Source organism: Catenovulum agarivorans DS-2 (genome assembly GCF_000568405.1).
GTDB classification, from domain to species: domain Bacteria; phylum Pseudomonadota; class Gammaproteobacteria; order Enterobacterales; family Alteromonadaceae; genus Catenovulum; species Catenovulum agarivorans_A.
The window spans coordinates 13,517-31,685 of sequence record NZ_ARZY01000004.1 but is presented as its reverse complement, the minus strand read 5'-3'; the positions used below and the strand labels follow the sequence as shown (position 1 = coordinate 31,685).

14 protein-coding genes are annotated in these 18,169 nt (G+C 40.4%); 7 read left to right on the top strand and 7 right to left on the bottom strand.

Annotation, left to right across the window (positions count from 1 at the left end; all coding sequences use genetic code 11):
* Nucleotide 1: 1 nt before the first annotated feature.
* The 3 genes from DS2_RS03300 to DS2_RS03290 are packed head-to-tail and all read right to left on the bottom strand — an operon-like array spanning nucleotide 2 to nucleotide 2,790.
* Nucleotides 2-1,006, bottom strand: a complete 1,005-nt coding sequence (locus DS2_RS03300; protein WP_035013224.1) for an ArsJ-associated glyceraldehyde-3-phosphate dehydrogenase — start codon at nucleotides 1,004-1,006, stop codon at nucleotides 2-4.
* Between the two features lie 35 nt (nucleotides 1,007-1,041).
* Complete coding sequence (gene arsB, locus DS2_RS03295) at nucleotides 1,042-2,061, bottom strand: ACR3 family arsenite efflux transporter (RefSeq protein WP_035013223.1); 1,020 nt, start codon at nucleotides 2,059-2,061, stop codon at nucleotides 1,042-1,044.
* 12 nt (nucleotides 2,062-2,073) lie between these two features.
* A complete protein-coding gene (locus DS2_RS03290; protein WP_235188535.1) occupies nucleotides 2,074-2,790 on the bottom strand; it encodes a metalloregulator ArsR/SmtB family transcription factor in 717 nt (238 codons plus the stop codon).
* A 196-nt stretch (nucleotides 2,791-2,986) separates the two neighbouring features.
* Here DS2_RS03290 and rpiA point away from each other — a divergent pair, with 196 nt between their 5' ends.
* The 7 genes from rpiA to bfr (DS2_RS03255) all read left to right on the top strand — a co-directional run bounded on the left by rpiA (nucleotide 2,987) and on the right by bfr (DS2_RS03255) (nucleotide 11,176).
* Nucleotides 2,987-3,640, top strand: coding sequence for a ribose-5-phosphate isomerase RpiA (gene rpiA / locus DS2_RS03285; RefSeq protein ID WP_035013221.1), 654 nt, complete (start codon nucleotides 2,987-2,989; stop codon nucleotides 3,638-3,640).
* Nucleotides 3,641-3,786: 146 nt separating this feature from the next.
* Nucleotides 3,787-5,022: a phosphoglycerate dehydrogenase gene (gene serA / locus DS2_RS03280; protein ID WP_035013220.1), complete on the top strand. Its 1,236-nt coding sequence runs from the start codon at nucleotides 3,787-3,789 to the stop codon at nucleotides 5,020-5,022.
* 615 nt (nucleotides 5,023-5,637) lie between these two features.
* Nucleotides 5,638-6,273 carry a helix-turn-helix transcriptional regulator gene (locus tag DS2_RS20530; protein WP_160168536.1) on the top strand — a complete coding sequence of 212 codons (636 nt, stop codon included), beginning with the start codon at nucleotides 5,638-5,640 and terminating at the stop codon, nucleotides 6,271-6,273.
* A 123-nt stretch (nucleotides 6,274-6,396) separates the two neighbouring features.
* Nucleotides 6,397-8,727, top strand: a complete 2,331-nt coding sequence (locus DS2_RS19625) for a glycoside hydrolase family 88/105 protein (RefSeq protein ID WP_051479584.1) — start codon at nucleotides 6,397-6,399, stop codon at nucleotides 8,725-8,727.
* Nucleotide 8,728: 1 nt separating this feature from the next.
* Nucleotides 8,729-10,102: a BNR-4 repeat-containing protein gene (locus DS2_RS03265; RefSeq protein ID WP_051479583.1), complete on the top strand. Its 1,374-nt coding sequence runs from the start codon at nucleotides 8,729-8,731 to the stop codon at nucleotides 10,100-10,102.
* Between the two features lie 127 nt (nucleotides 10,103-10,229).
* A complete protein-coding gene (gene bfr / locus DS2_RS03260) occupies nucleotides 10,230-10,694 on the top strand; it encodes a bacterioferritin (RefSeq protein WP_035013218.1) in 465 nt (154 codons plus the stop codon).
* 14 nt (nucleotides 10,695-10,708) lie between these two features.
* A complete protein-coding gene (bfr, locus tag DS2_RS03255) occupies nucleotides 10,709-11,176 on the top strand; it encodes a bacterioferritin (protein ID WP_035013217.1) in 468 nt (155 codons plus the stop codon).
* 95 nt (nucleotides 11,177-11,271) lie between these two features.
* On the opposite strand, the gene DS2_RS03250 is transcribed toward bfr (DS2_RS03255), so the two are convergent.
* The 4 genes from DS2_RS03250 to DS2_RS03235 all read right to left on the bottom strand — a co-directional run bounded on the left by DS2_RS03250 (nucleotide 11,272) and on the right by DS2_RS03235 (nucleotide 18,112).
* On the bottom strand, nucleotides 11,272-12,753 hold the full coding sequence (locus DS2_RS03250; protein WP_035013216.1) for a tryptophan halogenase family protein: 1,482 nt from the start codon (nucleotides 12,751-12,753) through the stop codon (nucleotides 11,272-11,274).
* Between the two features lie 203 nt (nucleotides 12,754-12,956).
* Nucleotides 12,957-16,055: a TonB-dependent receptor gene (locus DS2_RS03245; RefSeq protein ID WP_035013215.1), complete on the bottom strand. Its 3,099-nt coding sequence runs from the start codon at nucleotides 16,053-16,055 to the stop codon at nucleotides 12,957-12,959.
* 271 nt (nucleotides 16,056-16,326) lie between these two features.
* Nucleotides 16,327-16,596 carry a transposase gene (locus tag DS2_RS03240; RefSeq protein WP_035013214.1) on the bottom strand — a complete coding sequence of 90 codons (270 nt, stop codon included), beginning with the start codon at nucleotides 16,594-16,596 and terminating at the stop codon, nucleotides 16,327-16,329.
* 1 nt (nucleotide 16,597) lies between these two features.
* Complete coding sequence (locus DS2_RS03235) at nucleotides 16,598-18,112, bottom strand: tryptophan halogenase family protein (protein WP_035013213.1); 1,515 nt, start codon at nucleotides 18,110-18,112, stop codon at nucleotides 16,598-16,600.
* Nucleotides 18,113-18,169 lie beyond the last annotated feature (57 nt).

Sequence of the window (18,169 nt, the reverse complement as noted above, 5' to 3'; positions counted from 1 at the left end):
CTTAAAGAGACAAGGCAACCTTGCGCGTTAGTTCGGCGGTACGGTTCGAATAGCCCCATTCGTTGTCATACCAAGCATATAATTTAACTTGAGTGTCGTTTACCACCATAGTCGATAACGCGTCGATAATGCTTGAGCGCGGGTCTGTTTTATAATCTATCGACACCAAAGGTTTTTCTTCGTAACCCAAAATGCCTTTTAGCTCACCTTCTGCAGCTTCTTTCATCCATGCATTAATTTCTTCGGCCGTTGTAGCGCGGCTGACTTCAAATACGCAGTCCGTTAATGATGCATTGGTTAATGGTACACGTACCGCATGGCCATTTAATTTACCTTTTAGTTCAGGAAAAATATGTGTAATTGCAGTTGCAGAGCCAGTAGTGGTTGGAATTAAACTGCTACCGCATGCACGCGCTCTGCGTAAATCTTTATGTGGTGCATCAATTATGGTTTGCGTATTGGTAATGTCGTGAATAGTCGTCATTGAACCATGTTTAATGCCAATTTTATCTTGTAATACTTTAACAACAGGCGCTAAACAATTGGTCGTGCACGAAGCCGCCGTGACTATAGTGTGTTCAGCTGCGTTGTATAGATGATCGTTTACCCCCATCACCACATTCAATACACCCGCCTCTTTGACCGGTGCCGTGACAACCACTTTTTTGACGCCTTGGTCTAAATATTTTCGCAGCAACTCGGTTTTGTTCATTTTGCCAGACGCTTCAATCACAATGTCACAGCTCGACCAATCGGTCTGTTCAATTGTTTTGTTTTGAGTGACTTGAATTGCATGGCCGTCAACCACTATGCTCGATTCTGTATGCTCTACTTGTTTATGCCACTTACCATGTACTGAATCATAAGTGAGCAAGTGCGCTAGGGTTTCAGCATTACCCGCAGGATCGTTTATTTGCACAAATTCAATATCTGTATAATCAAATGCGGCACGAAAAGTTAATCGTCCCATGCGGCCAAAGCCATTGATACCCACTTTAATGGTCATTATAAATTTCCTCTCAATTTTTTAAGTTAAACTGACTATTCAAACCAGTGCCGAGTTCTGTTCACTAATGCTACAAGCGATAACATCACCGGCACTTCAACCAATACCCCCACTACCGTGGCCAAAGCGGCCGCTGAATGTAATCCAAATAGTGAAATTGCCACCGCAACCGCTAATTCAAAAAAATTAGACGTACCAATTAAACATGCTGGCGCAGCAATTTTGTGTTTTAGTTTGAGTTTTAGCGCTAGAAAGTAAGTTATTGCGAAAATTCCATAGGTTTGTAATAACAGCGGAATCGCAATTAGCAGCAAATTTAGCGGCTGTGCCACAATGGTGTTGGCTTGAAATGCAAACAACAAAGCGACGGTGGCTAATAAACCAATAACAGAAAAAGGTTTAAGTCTATCGAGCAGTTGGCCAATTGCCGCACTGTCTTTGGCTGATTTGTTTAAACAATTGCGAGTTATCACACCCGCTATCAGCGGCAATATCACGTACAGCACAACAGAGATAAACAAGGTACTCCAAGGCACCTGTATGTCTGACACGCCTAATAAAAATCCAGCGATCGGCGCAAAAGCAAATATCATAATAATGTCGTTTATTGATACCTGAACAAGTGTGTAATTGGCATCCCCTTTGGTTAAATGCGACCATACAAACACCATTGCTGTGCAAGGTGCAACGCCCAATAAAATCATGCCAGCGATGTATTCTTGGGCGGTTTGCGCAGACACCCAATCGGCAAATATACCTTCAAAAAATAACCATCCAAGTGCCGCCATCGAAAAAGGTTTGACTAACCAATTAATGATTATGGTGAGCAATAATCCTTGTGGATTTTTGCCCACGTCGCGAATGCTGGCGAACTCTATCTGCACCATCATGGGGTAGATCATCAACCAAATAAATACAGCAATCACTAGGTTCACTTTGGCCACTTCCAACTGGGCGACAAAAGCAAACAAACTAGGGTATAGCAAGCCTAGGCTGACACCTAAAACAATTGCAGCTGCGACCCATACGGATAAATAACGTTCAAAATTTCCCATAATGTACTCCTGTTATTCACAGCATTTAGCAGTACGAGTTGGTCTATCACCCATGGCATTTAATCTAGCCAACTCTTGCTCAATAAAATTGGGTTCGTTTACCACAGTTGAAGTAATCACCTGTTTCATCCAAACAGGTAAAGTTGGGTTGAGTGAATAAAATACCCATTGTTGGTGTTTGCGATCCGACAATATGCCCGCCTTTTTTAACTGAGCTAAGTGGCGCGATACCTTAGGCTGGCTTTCTTCTGCCAATGCAACCAACAACTCACACACGCAAACTTCGTGCTCCACCGCGACAATCAACAAAGTTTTTAGCCGAATATCGTCAGCCAATGATTTATAAAAGCGCGTCGGCGAAATCGTATTCGGCGTCGCTTGTTCAAGTTGCAACACAAAGGTTTTAATGCGTTCATTCAACTCTTGCAGCGTCTTTTCAAATGGATTGGCTTCTTTACGTGATTTTGGCCCAACGAAATCCCAGGCTAAACAGTTTGTGCCACTGACTCGCCCTTCACATTCTGCCGCGGCTTTATTGCACAAGGTAATCACAAAGTCGAAGTGTTCACCGGCAAATTGTTCTACAGATTTCGAAGTCAAATTGGCTGTGGGCAATCCAAAATGTTCAATTGCCGATAAGGTGCGTGGGTCAATACCACTCGGGTCAGAGCCCGCACTAAACACTTGATACTTGCCTTTACCATGATGCTTGAGCAAAGCTTCCGCCATTATCGATCTTGCTGAATTTTCGGTGCATAAAAATAAGACTTTCAACGGCAACCCTCATAACTTTTTTGTTATATAATAAATAAATTATATAAATTCACAAGCCTTAAAATGAAATATGCTTAAATTGCCGTCTGTTGGTTGTTAAGCGAGCTTCTGGTTCGTTATACTAGCGCCACTTTTACGAGGAGCCGCTCACATGAACCAAAACGATAAGAAAAAAGCCGTCGCCGAAGCTGCTATTCAATATGTTGAAAAAGGCAGTATTGTTGGTGTTGGCACAGGTAGTACCACAAACTTTTTTATTGATGCGCTCGCGCCAATTGCAGATGATTTAAAAGGCGCTGTTTCAAGCTCTGAAGCATCAACCGAAAGATTAAAAGCATTAGGCATTGAAGTATTTGACCTAAACGAAGTTTCGTCATTTGATATTTATGTTGATGGCGCAGACGAAGTTAACCCGCAAAGCCATATGATTAAAGGTGGCGGTGCCGCGTTAACCCGCGAAAAAATCGTTGCAGCTGTTGCCAAACGTTTTATTTGTATTGTTGACGATTCAAAAGAAGTTGACGTAATGGGTAATTTCCCACTACCAGTTGAAGTGATACCAATGGCACGTAGTTATGTTGCACGTGAAATTGTTAAATTGGGTGGTGATCCAGTTTACCGTCAAGGTGTTGTCACCGACAACGGTAACGTCATTTTAGACGTTCATAATTTACAAATTACCGATGCAATTGAACTAGAAACCAAGTTAAACCAAATTACAGGTGTGGTGACAAATGGTTTATTTGCAATGCGCGGCGCTGATGTGGTTTTAGTTGCAACCGACAACGGTGTTAAAACACGTTAAACAAGCTGTTAAATGTTGTGATATTAGCGGAATTTAACTGCTTTTCGAGCTAAAAATGCGTGGTTAATCTATAGCTAAAATCTAGCATCTTCAGCTAGTTTGAGTATATAATTGCGCCCAATTTAAAGTAATGCCCTGGAAACCCAATGAGTAAATATTCTTTATCAAAAGATAAAATCAAAATCCTTCTTTTGGAAGGTGTGCATCAAAGTGCTGTAAAAACTTTGAATAACGCGGGTTATACCAATATTGAGTACCTTAAAACTTCACTTGCTGAAGAAGACTTAATTGCCAAAATTAAAGATGCTCATTTTGTTGGTATTCGTTCTAGAACCAACTTAACACGTAAAGTATTAGAGCAAGCTGAAAAGCTGATTGGCATCGGTTGCTTTTGTATTGGTACCAACCAAGTTGATTTGCAAGCAGCTAAAGAATTCGGTATTCCTGTTTTTAATGCGCCTTTTTCAAATACGCGCTCAGTTGCTGAATTAGTTATCGGTGAAATTTTACTATTATTCCGCCGCATTCCAGAAAAAAGCACTTTGGCACATCAGGGTATTTGGCAAAAATCTGCCAATGGTTCAATTGAAGCTCGTGGTAAAACGCTTGGTATTATCGGTTATGGCCACATTGGTACCCAGTTAGGTATTTTGGCTGAAACCATTGGTATGAATGTTATCTTCTATGATATTGAAGACAAATTACCACTAGGTAATGCAAAACAAGTTCATGATTTAAATGAATTATTAGCGCAAGCTGACGCGGTAAGTTTACACGTACCAGAAAACGCCAGCACTAAAGACATGTTTGGTGCCGAGCAGTTTAAAGCAATGAAACAAGGCGCAATGTTCATTAACGCGTCACGCGGTACTGTAGTAGACATTGAAGCTTTAGCCGAATTCTTAGCTGGCGAACAACCGCACTTAGGCGGCGCAGCGATCGACGTTTTCCCGGTTGAACCAAAATCAAATGCTGAAGAGTTTGTTTCACCATTACGTGGCCTAGCTAACGTATTGTTAACGCCACATATCGGCGGCTCAACTTTAGAAGCGCAAGAGAATATTGGTATTGAAGTAGCGGGTAAATTAGCTAAATACAGTGACAATGGTTCTACGTTATCTGCTGTAAACTTCCCTGAAGTATCTTTACCTTCACACGAAGGTCGCAGCCGCTTGTTACACATCCATAAAAACCAACCAGGTGTGTTGACTAAAATTAACCAAGCGTTTGCAGAAAAAGGCATCAATATTTCAGCTCAGTATTTACAAACCAATGCTGACATCGGTTACGTTGTATTAGAGGTTGATTCTGACGACAGCGAAACTGCGTTGAAACAATTAAAAGCAATTGACGGCACAATTAGAGCGCGTGTGTTGCTTTAATAAATACAAGTCATTTAATGCCTAATATTTAAAAGGAGCCATGGCTCCTTTTTTGTTTTTCAGTCACTTTATACTTGTTGCGAGTACAGGTTAATTGCTCTAAACAATACTTTTTGCTAGCATTAAAAAGACAAATGTAAACAATAAACAACAATGCTTAATATACCGACCAACCTTGTTCAATATGTGCTTATGCCTTTAATTTCGGCTCAGTTACTATTGTTGGTCTTGCTGTATATTTGTTTTATGCGTGAGCGCATCTTTGTAAACCTACCACTGCACCACACCATAATTTTTCTAGTCACCTTTATTCTTTTTTTACTTGGTAAAGGTCTGCAGTCATATACAGATTTAACCAGCGCTTACACTATATTGTTTTTGCGAACCTTATTGTTTTTTGGGTTTGGCATCCCATCGCTATTGTTACTTAATTTCAATTTATTTGGGTATAGATACAAAGCTAGAGTCCAACTTCTGCTCTATACGTTTTCGCTACTCCTGTGTTTGATATATGTAAGCAGCGCAGATGCCTCTCTGTCACAAATTTATTTTCAAGCTCATTGGTCTAAACTACTCCATCACATCAACTACAATAACGTACTATTGGTGCTTACCATGGTATTTTCTGTTATTCCGCTAAGTTACCTAACGTGGCGCTTAGCCCTTTCACACAAACATAAAACTCAACTCATTTTTTTACTCAGTTCACTCAGTTTTGCCATTCTCTTTGTTGTGGGCTTACCAACACAAAAGTATTGGTTGTACTACATTGGCTCTATTATTACCGCAGGTGGTTGGTTTTATGCTGTGTACCAAGACATTAAAGCGATGAAAGCACACTCGGAAAATTTAGAAGCTAAATTGGCAGAACAAACCAGCTCAAATGATGTAATTAAAATACGACAACTGGTAAATGAAGAATCGCCGACCCGTGCGCAACAAATTGTTGAACAAACAATACAGAGCCTAACAGAGCTATACCAACACAATATTGAAGCGAAACAGTTAGCTGATAAAGTAAATGTAAGTGAATCTTATTTGATGCGTAATTTTAAAAAACACACTGGAAAAACCATCAAACAATTTTTAACTGAATATCGAATCACCCAAGCCAAAAAGCTGCTTCCACACAATAGCGTCACAGACACTGCATTTGCGGTTGGCTTTAATAACTCAAACTACTTTAGTACCGTGTTTAAAAAGACTACGGGTTTAAGTCCTCAACAATATATTGAAAAACAAACAACTTAACCATTTGAAAATCAATAAGTTAATCTTTGTTCATTTTTTTATAGGTGCTTACGTCAATTTTTTGAAGGTAGCTGCAACAACAATTCTATAGCCTGATAAATCAGAGTTTTATTGGAGCTATAGATGCGTTTACCTTTAATAATATTAATTTTCGTAGCAAGTTTTTTACAGCCTATTCGAGCAATCTCAGCTGATTCTACTTATCATAAAAGCAGCTCAATTCTATTAAGTCCTTACAGTAGATTAAATTCATACGCGCTTGAGAAAAACAACATTCAGCAAGTTATGCGCGACGCAGCTGAATTTCAACTAAACGAGTATGGCCCTAGCCCAGGTTTAGGTTGGACTGTTGGAACTTTCTACTCAAGTTTTGTTTCTGCTTATAAATCCACTCAAGATCCTTGGTATTTTAAACAAGCCTTAAAATGGGGGAAAACCACTGACTGGGATATCAAACATAGCATTAACGCAGACGAAATTTGCCCAGGACAAACCTACCTAGATCTTTACTTTATCAACCAAGATAAAACTTTAATTGATACTCTTAAACAGAAAATTTCTAAAGCATACTTTAATAAGCAAGTGTTAAAAGCTGGTGATTTACACAAGTGGGACACTGAAGACAAACCATTTACTGGGCGTAATGTTTGGAGTTGGGCCGATGCTTTGTACATGGCTCCTCCTGTATTTGCACGATTGGGTAAAGCAACTGGTGATAACCGATATTTTAGTACTTTACACAAGCTATATTGGGATGCGGTAGATAACTTATACGATCCTGACGAACAACTGTTTTTCCGCGATAGCAAAGCAGATACCGAGCACCTAACCAGTCCGAACAACAAAAAAATTTTCTGGAGTCGCGGCAACGGGTGGGTATTTGCAGGTTTAGCAAGGACGATAGGCTACCTTCCAAACAACGACCCACAAAAACAAAAATATCTAACGCTATTTGAGCAAATGGCATATAGCCTTGCGAAATATCAACAACCTGATGGACTATGGCGTTCGTCACTGAATGATCCAAATTGGTACCCAACCAAGGAATCGACTGGTTCCGCATTTTTTATTTTTGGTATTGCCAAAGGTGTCAACCAAGGTTGGCTAGAGAAAGAATACTTTTTACCCATTCTGATAAAAGGCTGGAGTGGTTTGGTCGGTATAGTTTCACCTTCAGGAAAAGTAGGTTACAGCCAAGTCGTTGCAGGTTCTCCACATGAAGTAAGGCCCCACGATAGTATCGACTATGCCCAAGGTGCTTTTATATTAGCCGCATCAGAGATGCATTCGCTTGTAAACCAAACGGAACTGCCAATAGCTGAAACAAATCAGTTTGTTCCAAGGTTAGTCGCGAAAAACGCCCATTGGTCTAACAATAACCAGAGTCTTCTTGCACACAAAGGTGTGTATTACCCCAGTTACCGAAAATCAGATGGCCGACAAGCATTAACCGCTTTTACCGCCAAAGTATGGCCTAATGTCAGTGCGTATGCTCGTAAAGAGAAAATACTAGCCATGCCCTCTTCTCCCTTTACAAGGGATATCCCTGCATTAGTCGCAACCACTGACGAGAACTTGATAGGCTTATATGCAAACGAGCATATGGCTTTACGTAACATAACTTTGCCACTTTGGTCAGAAATGCAATTGTCTAGCGAACAAAAGGCATTGTCACAGCTGTCTACCCCTAAAATGTTCAAATTGAGTACAGAAAATAACAGAATTTACTTATTTGCCCACAGCTCTGACAACAAATTTGTGATGTTCTTTTCGGATGATCAAGGTAAAAATTGGCAACAACAAGTTACCCCTTTTACGAATAACGGCCATCAGCCAACCAACAGCTACATCATCAGCAATGGTCTAGATCGTATCGACATACTGTATACAACTGAACAGGCCAAGCATACAACAAATTTACATCATATATATTTTCAACATAGGCAGCTCTACAACAGTTATTCGCAACCAATTAACAGTGCTAAATCGGCAACACTTGTTGCAACAGGAAAGTTTGCTGCAAACGCAGATGTTAGCCTAAAGCCAAAGTTAACAGCCACATACATTAAACGAAAAACCAATGGCCAATACGCACTATACCTAGCGATTTTGTCAAATAATAACTGGACTGAAACCCAAATAGGCTTTGTTGGTACTGAAGCACAAGCAGATACAGCCTCGGTAGCAATACATCCTATAAATGCAAACAGCCTAGTTATTTCTACCCAAGTTCATCCGCACGAACAATACACTTTAGCCAACAATAAAAACCAATTATTTAAAGCACAGGTAAATCAGACAGAAACACAGTGGCAGCAATTGACATTCGACCCGGTGTTTAACCAACTGAACCCCAAATTTTCTACTGGCTCAATGTTTAGCCTATTTTGGCTCAGCGGCGACATAACCAACAACACATATCAAACCGATATATTAATGAGTGAGCAATACTAAAATGAAAAATTGGATAATTTTATCTTTGTTACTAACAACTTTAGGCTGTAGCCAAACACCCAAAGTTAAACACTTCTCTGCACAAACGTTAACAAATAAAGCACCGACTACCTTCATGCATGATGGAGGTTGGTGTTGGTACCAAGATCCCAGAGCCATTATCCATCAAGATAAGCTCATTATAGGTGGTATAAGTGGCCAGAGTGGCGACATTAGAGTCAGCGTGTTTGATCTAAAAAACAATAAAATTATTGGCGAGACTGTATTGGATGCAGCATTTGAAGTAGATGATCACAATGCGCCAGTATTTTACATGCGACCCGACAATCGTTTAGTCGCAACCTGGGCAACACATGGCAAAGAAAAAGTGCACTACTACAGAATTTCTGCTCCCAACGATTTTTTAGCTTGGCAATCTATACAAATTCATCAGCACCCATTTGATAAGCCAAAATCATCATATTGGGGCGGTGTCACTTATATGAATTTGTACACAATAGAGAAACAGCAGCGTTTATACAATTTTTTTAGACTCGGTATGGACTTAAATCCTTACTTTAGCTATTCGTCAAATCAAGGTGAAACGTGGCAAGGCTTTACCCACTTTCTTCAAGACGATGTTGCTGGCAAACACCGTCCTTATGTTAAATATAGCCAAATAACGCCAAATACTATCGGAGTTAATTTTACCGATGCACATCCTCGCGATTACGGGAATAGCTTATACTACGCTTCATTTAATGGTGCGAGCTTTTATCGAGCCGATGGCAGTAAAATAAAATCATTGGCAGATGGCCCCTTAATAACAAAAGAGGCTGAATTAATTTATCAAGGCAGCAGCTTACGAAAAAAACCTACAGGTTATGGCAGCATGCCTAACAGCGCCTGGACGATTGACATGGAAACTGACCAAAATAAACGTCCTTATTTAGGCTATAGCGTCTACCTAAAAGACAATGATATACGCTACCGTTTAGCACAATGGACAGGGGAAAAATGGCTAGATCGAGAAATTGCACATGCGGGTAGTTACCTCTACAAAAAAGAAAGCAGCTATTCAGGATTATTGGCGCTCGATCCAACCAATCCAGCTAACATTGCCATATCAACGGACGTAAACCCTACGACTGGCGAACATTTAAAAGGCCAACACGAAATTTATTTAGCAACCGTGGCGGAATTTGATGATAAAAACAGCATCAAATGGCAACCGCTGACTAAAAACTCTCGCTACAGAAACATCCGCCCAATAATAGTGGCCGGTCACGGCTACAAGGTTCTAATGTGGATGAAGGGTCCTTTCAATCATTTTCAAGACTATAAAACAAACATTGTGGGTTATGTTATTGGCCAACCTAAGAAGCGACAGCAGTAGCAATAACAGGAATGGAAATGAGAACAGTTAACCTTTGCAACACATTGAAATATAAAGATTTTTTTGACAAATCGATTAAATCGTCTATACTTTGTCCATCTTAAGCCCAATCTATATGAGGCCAGCCATGCAAGGTGACAAGCAAGTTATTGATATTCTGAATAAAGTTCTCACGTCTGAACTGACTTCTATTAACCAGTTCTTTTTACATGCACGCATGTTTAAAAACTGGGGACTTTCAGCATTAAACGAAAAAAGTTACAAAAAGTCGATTAAAGACATGAAACAAGCGGATGAGTTAATCGAGCGTGTTTTAATGTTAGAAGGATTACCAAATCTGCAGCGCTTAGGTTCGTTGCGCATTGGTGAAAGCACTGAAGAAATGCTTAAGTGCGATATGGAATTCCAAGTTGAACAAATTGCATTGTTAAAACAGGCAATTGCCCTTTGTGAACAAGCTCAAGATTATGTCACTCGTGATATTCTAGAAGAAATTTTAGAGTATGAAGAAGAACATATCGATTGGATTGAAACGCAACAATATCAAATCGACAATATGGGGATTGAAAACTATCTCCAATCTCAACTGTAATTGGAGGGAAAATCATGAAAGGCAATCCAGCAATTATCGACGCCCTAAACAAATTATTGGCTTTTGAACTAGCCGCAATGGACCAGTACTTTATCCATTCTCGCATGTATCAAGACTGGGGATTAGAAAAACTATATGAGCGTATCGACCACGAATTTGACGACGAGAAGTCACATGCGTCTTTGCTCATTGAGCGAATTCTATTTTTAGAAGGCACACCAGATATGACTAAACGAGATGGTTTAGTCATTGGTACAGATGTTCCTTCAATGTTAGAAAGTGATTTGCGCGTTGAGTATGCAGTTGGCAATGCATTAAAAGAAGTAATTGCGCTGTGTGAAAAAGAGCAAGATTTCGTGACACGTGAAATGTTAGAGAAATTACTCGACGACACCGAACAAGATCATGCATATTGGTTAGAGCAACAGCTGCGTTTAATTAAAATGCTTGGTTTACCAAACTATTTGCAATCACAAATGTAAAGTGCTTTTAAGCCACTGAAAGCCCAAAGATATGTAAAAAGGGGTGACTCATTAAGTCACCCCTTTTTTCTTTGAGTGTTTTTTATAGTGGATAATTAATTTGCTAGCGGAGACGGACAAAACTGCTGAATAAACTGCCAATGTTCAGGTAATTGATTAACAGTGTTGTCTATGCCATCTTTAATTGATTTTAAGAAGCGTTTTAACTCTTCGTCCGGCATGTTATCAACAATAGGATGGTAATGCTGAGGTATTAAACCTTGCCCTATCATCACTTGCTGCCATGAATCATCAAACAGCTCGTTGTTTTTCCTAAATACTTTACCGGTTTGCTCGAATAACTCGAGCCGATGCGCCAAAGTTTCAGGCACCTGCATATTGCGACAATAATGCCAGAAATCAGCATCATCTCTGTTGGTGACTTTATAATGCATAATAATAAAATCACGGATAGCCTCAACGTCGACTTTAGTTTGTTGATTAAACTCGTCGATATCACATTGTTTAACACCATCGTATGGGAAGATACGCAATAAACGCACAATAGCTTGTTGAATAAGGTGAATACTGGTTGATTCTAATGGCTCTAAAAAGCCACTGGATAAGCCAACTGCAACACAGTTTTTATGCCAGTGTTTGCGGCGTGTACCCGTTCTAAATTTGATCACTCTTGGTTCAGTTAACGCCTCACCTTCAATATTGTTCAGTAAGGTTTGTTTTGCTTCTTCATCAGAAACATATTTACTTGAATACACAATACCGTTACCCACGCGATTTTGCAGCGGTATACGCCACTGCCAACCAAATGGATGCGCGATTGAACGCGTATAAGCTCGCGGTTTTTCAACAGCTGTCGTTTGAATGGCAATTGCACTATCGCACGGTAACCAATGCGACCAGTCTTCGAAACCTGCATGTAGCGTTTGTTCTATTAAAAGCCCACGCTGGCCGGTGCAGTCTAAAAATAAATCTCCTTCGATAACTTGGCCGTTTTCCATTTCAAGTGATTGAATAAAGCCATTTTCAGAGCAAACATTTACTTTGCCAATTTTACCTTCAATACGTTTAATGCCATGTTGCTCAGCAATACCACGTAAAAACTTAGCGTATAAAGAGGCATCCATATGGTAAGCGTAGTTAATGCCATTTTTAGGAAGCTGGGCAAAGCGATTACGTTTGGCAGCAACTTGCTCTATACAATAATCACCAAAATCAGAAGCAAAGCCTTTTTCACGGCCTTTTTTCCAGAAATGTTGAAAACCCGCTGCCCAGCAGTCTCGGCCCGTTACCCCAAATGCATGAATATAATCTTCATTTACATCACGCCAATTTTCAAAACTAATGCCCAATTTAAACGTGGCATTGACCGCTTTCATAAATTCAGCTTCGTTGATTTTTAGCAGTCGATGGTAAAAAACAAGTGTTGGTATGGTTGCTTCACCAACACCAACAGTGCCTATTTCTTCCGACTCAATTAAGGTAACTTCTAGGTTGCTAATCAGCTTGGTTAACGCAGCTGCAGCCATCCAGCCTGCCGTGCCGCCACCTGCTATCACAACCTTGGTAACTTTATTCATGTGTACGCCTTATATTTGTATAAATAGCTCGTGTAGAGTCTTATTTTAATGAGAAATCATTCGCGAAAGCGCATTCATCGCATCAGCATAACAAACGATTAACATCATCAGCAATAGCTGCAAGTGAATCTAAATCAAAAAAAGCCGCTAATGATTGCTCAGTTAGCGGCACACAAAGGTTACTACAAGGTCAAACAAAGACTTTAGAAGGTGTAACGCGCTCCAAAGTTATAGCGTGTACCTGTTTGCTCGATTAAATAGGTCATTAGCTGATGACGACCATGATCACGAGTGTACTCGTCAGTGACGTTAATTGCTTCAGCGAATACAGTGAAGTTTTCGTTAATATCAAAACTGACATTTGCATCCAGTTGACCATAATCCTGGGTGTAGATTGGATTGTGCGTCACACTGGCATCACTCGTAGCTTTTAAGAAGCTATCACGCCAGTTATATGCCAACCTGATTTGCAAACCATCTTTGTCATAAAACCCAACCAAGTTATAAGAGTCAGACAAACCAATCAATGGTGCTTCTTGTGGCTCCAATGAACTATTGTCGTAAGTTAGATCGCCATCAACTATAGTCGCATTGGCAATCAAACCAAAACCACTGTCTCCAAATAAGTGCTGTATTGCCAACTCGAAACCATCAAGGTTTTTACCGCCAGAGTTTACAGGCTGAGTATAAGTGACTTCTAAAACAGCGTTTTCAGTTGGGTGCCCCCAGATTTTAGCTGCTTCACCAGTAGTAGAGTTAGCTTCTTCTATATAAACACCATCCGCTGGGTTTTGTTTAAGAATTTCGGCTCGTACAGCCGCAGGATCATTTGGACCAACCACTGCAACCGCGTCATTAAATCGCTCACCAGCAGCAGGATTAAACACGCCAGGCAGCGTATCGTTAACTTCTTCTACCGATACAAAACCATCAATCTTCTTATCAAAATAACCGACTGACACATAACTACCTTCACCATAATAAAATTCAACTGATAAATCTAAGTTAGTTGACTCTATTGGCAATAAACCTGGATTCCCTCTAGCGCCTTTAACACCTGTATAACGGGCTTCATTTACACGCCCTCCCGCTGTTAAGTTGCCATAGCCAGGACGACTAATGGTTTTACTCGCTGATGCTTTAACAAATAAATCTTCAACCACTTCAAGCTGTAAGTCTAGATTGGGCAAAATGTAGTCATAGCTACCTTTACCTGTTGCAAAGACATCTTCAGTGCCTCGTTCAATTGTAAATTCATTGTCTGCAATCCAACCAATGCGCAATACTTCTGGTAGCAGAGTTGTTGAAATTACATCCGTTTCTTCGTACCTCACGCCAGCATAAATGGTTGCAGGCATAGGTCCTAGGTCAAAAACAAGCTTAGATTGTACATAAGCACTAACTGATTCTTCTTTAGTGCGTCGGTCTTCTTGATATTTTGATGGTGCACAAATAGTTGTACCACAAGGCCAAGTTTGTGGGTCTGAAGGATCACCATATTTTTCACCAACAATCTTAGCGATGGCTTCAAAATCTGGCGCCCAAAACTCGTTTATCATGTTGGATTTGTCACCGGGTAAGTTATCAAAACGTTCAACCATGGTTGAACGACTGGCTTCCAATAACTCATTTGGTACATCGTCATATTGACCTACCCCACCCCATGTAGCGCGCTCAGCGAAAGCATAAGCGTTGCGGTTTTCCACCACATTATTGCCAATGCCAAAATCAATGCTTTCAACAATGCCACTATCAAAGGTCCACTTCCCTTTAACTTGTAGCTGATCGATTTCAGATTTCATATAAGAGTTACGGAAGCTAGTACCAGTTGTTCGCACGCGATCAGGCTCTAAACCAGATACATCACTCAAAGGATGCGCCGTTGCGTCATCAAAATCGTTAACTGAATATTCTGCTGGGAATTTCACACTAACCACTGGAAACTCAGAACTAAAATCAATGGTGGTTTCACCACGAATATTGGTCGCCATTTGGATCGTATTGCTGTTGCCATATATGGTGTTTGGTTTAGCTTCAGCACTTGAACTGTGGTAATCCAAAGTAAACTTTAAATTATCGTTCGCTTGATACTCTAAGTTAAAACCAACCGATTTATTTTCATTTACTTGGCCACTTTGCTCTACTTGGCTAACTAAATCAGCAAAAGTTAAGTCGCCTTTTGCATGGCCAAACGGTGGCTCGTCACCTGCGACACCTGTATTGTTTTCTGTAATAACAATAGGTGCTGCAACACCTTCAGAGTTAGTATCGGTCCACTGGCTGGATGTATGGCCAAAATTCATCCACACAGAATGAATATTTTGATTTACGTCGACGTCATTTTTAGAGTAGGTATAATCTAATGTCGCGGTTAACTCATCAAACGGCCTAAATTGCAGCGTTAATTGGCCATTAGTACGCGTGCGCTCGACTTCTTTAAACCCATACAGCATGTTTTGCGGTACCGCATAAATGCCAGTAGACGGACGATTTAGATGATTAGGATCGGCACTGCCATCAGCCGGCGCATCGGGCAAGGTTCCCCAAGTTGCATCTTGGGTAGCGGAGAATGGCCGCCAACCATTACCCGCTTCAGCACGCGCAGCACCATTTTGACGGTTCTGATAACTAGCAACAACTGCAATACCAATTTTATCATCGGCAAATGTTTGGCTAAATAACCCTGAAAATTCAGGTGTAACTGAATCACCCGAGTCTGTTGAAGTGTCATGAACAGCTTTAACGCCCACACTCAATTTGGTGCCTGGATTATTAAGCGGTTTAAACGACGTTAAGTTAATGGTTGCGCCTAAACCACCAGTTGCAATGTCAGCTTTTCCTGATTTGTAAACCTCAACTGCAGCAACCCCTTCGGAAGCTAAGTTTGCAAAATCAAAAGAACGAGAGTCAGATGCACTGGTTGCATTAATATTTGCTGTTGGCATTTGACGGCCATTTAACAATACCAAGTTATTATCAGGTCCAACGCCACGCACGGTTACCTTACTGCCTTCACCATTACTGCGGTCGATAGATACACCGGTAATACGCTGTAAAGACTCAGCCAAGTTAGTATCTGGAAACTTACCCATATCTTCAGCAGAAATTGCATCCACAATACCTGCCGCACTGCGTTTTAAATCAACAGAACGCATTAAACTGCCGCGTATGCCTTTTACTTTAATCACTTCAGTATCAGCACCTTCTTCAGCAAATACTGGTGCTGAGGTAAATGCGGTTGCACTTAATACCAGTGATAAACTGGTTGCTAGTCGTGTTTTGTTAAACTTATTATTTTTCATCGTGTTCACCCATGTGTTGGAAAACCTTTTTGGTGGCCCCTTTGCCAATGTAATCATTTACATCGTTTACGAAAAAAAAGCAGGCTAACCTGCAAATCAATGTAAACATTTACACAATCTAGATGATCATTTCTGTATAGTCAACTTAATTGATTACAAAAATCCCATTTTTTAGAACCTTTAATTAACATATTTATTAAAAAATAGGCGAAAAATGCGAGTTTAACAAACCTAACTAGCGCTAAAGGTTAAATATCAACCTTGAAAACGTTTAATTCTGTTTGGTGTACATGGAAAGCATTTTTGTCAGAGCTTGCAGATCTTGAAGCTGTCGCTCTAAATCAATCACTGAAGATTGTATTTGGTTTAACTCTTCAACATGTGGCCTATACAGCTCCCCTCTATGGTATTGAGTAATCCATTTGAGGAGCTTGCGTTTGCCGACATGATGTTGCTCTGCGACACTGCACAAACTTTGCTGCTGGTGGACAACAGCTTCTATACACTTGAGTTTAAAAGATAGTGTTTCTTTGCTTGGCATTTTAACAACCCAAGCAATCAACCTGAGATGGGTAGTTCAGACAACAGGCGTGAATAAATTTGTTGATTTGCTCAATTGAGTACTGTTTAGCAAAATCATTGCCTTCAATTAACTGCTGTTTGTCCGGAAAGTGGCCATAGCCTGCTAATAAACAATGCCAAGAGACACTCGGGTAATACTCGTCTATTTTCTGCCGCGCCAACTCGTCTGACAAATTTTGCCCACTAAACCAAGTTTTTATAATGTGCTGCAATGAGTCTGACAAATTTTGATTGGCCGCATTGTTACGCCAATAAAGCGTGTCTTTGCGTGTATTGAGCTTGTAATGCGCAACAATATAATCACGGATCGCATTAAAACGCGCTGTCATTTGTTGGTTGTAGTCGGCTTGAAGTTGGTTACTAAAGCCACCCTTGTGGAGTGCATCAATAAAACCTTCAATACCTTCTTGCACTATATGCAAAGCAGTTGCTTCTAAAGGTTCGATAAATCCTTGTGACAAACCAATAGCCACACAGTTTTTATGCCAGTGCTTAGTCACTTGACCCACCCGCATATTTATATGCCGCGCTGAAATATCAGCGCTTTGAGCAACTAATCTATTACGTAGCTCTTGTTCAGCCTGCTCCGCATTTGTGTATTGACTACTATAAACATAGCCAAACCCTGTTCTGTGCTGTAGCGGTATTTGCCACATCCAGCCATGCTTTAATGCAGTGGAAATTGTTTGGCTCATTAGTGGTTGCTGGCTTTTACGTGGCACACTTAACACCACGGCTTTGTCATTAAATAAATTGTCTGAAAAAGATTGAAATGGCACCGCTAGGCTTTGCTGCAACAATAGTGATTGAAAGCCTGAACAATCAACAAAATAATCAGCTGAAAAAGTTTGGCCGTCTTGACCGATTAGCAGTTTAATATTCCCAGCTATATCTTGCTCAACATGCTCAATTGTTGCAACAGCCACAGATACCCCCAGTTGCTGCGCTTTTGTTTTAAGTATTCGCGCAACTTTGGCGGCGTCGAAGTGATAACCATAGTTCACCTCAAACGGAAAATTTTCTGCTGAAATTGGCGCTTTATTTTGATTTGCCAAATGTGTGGTTAGAAAAAAATGATCAGGGTGAGCGTCTAAATCAATCCCTTTGCGAATTAAAAAGCTGTTGTGAAAAAACCCCGGTACTGTGTGATCATCCACTTGTGCTGGAAAAGGATGGAAGTATTGCTTGAAGCCAGCTCGAGTAGACCAATCAACAAAACGAATGCCATTTTTGTATGTGGCATGGCAAGCAGGCATCCATTCTTGTTCACTAATGTCCAATGTATCAAATAATTTTTTAAGCTGCGGGGTTGAGCCTTCACCCACACCAATGCTTGGTACTTTATCTGATTCAATTAGAGTAATTTGCACTTTTTCAGTTTGACTGTCTGGTTGGCGATTATTCCAGTGTTTTGCCATTAAACATGCTGTCATCCAACCTGCCGTGCCACCACCTAAGATACATATATTTTTCATCAACTCAACTCCGTAACCCTGTTTATAAAAGCTCACAACCAAATGGCTGTGAGCTTA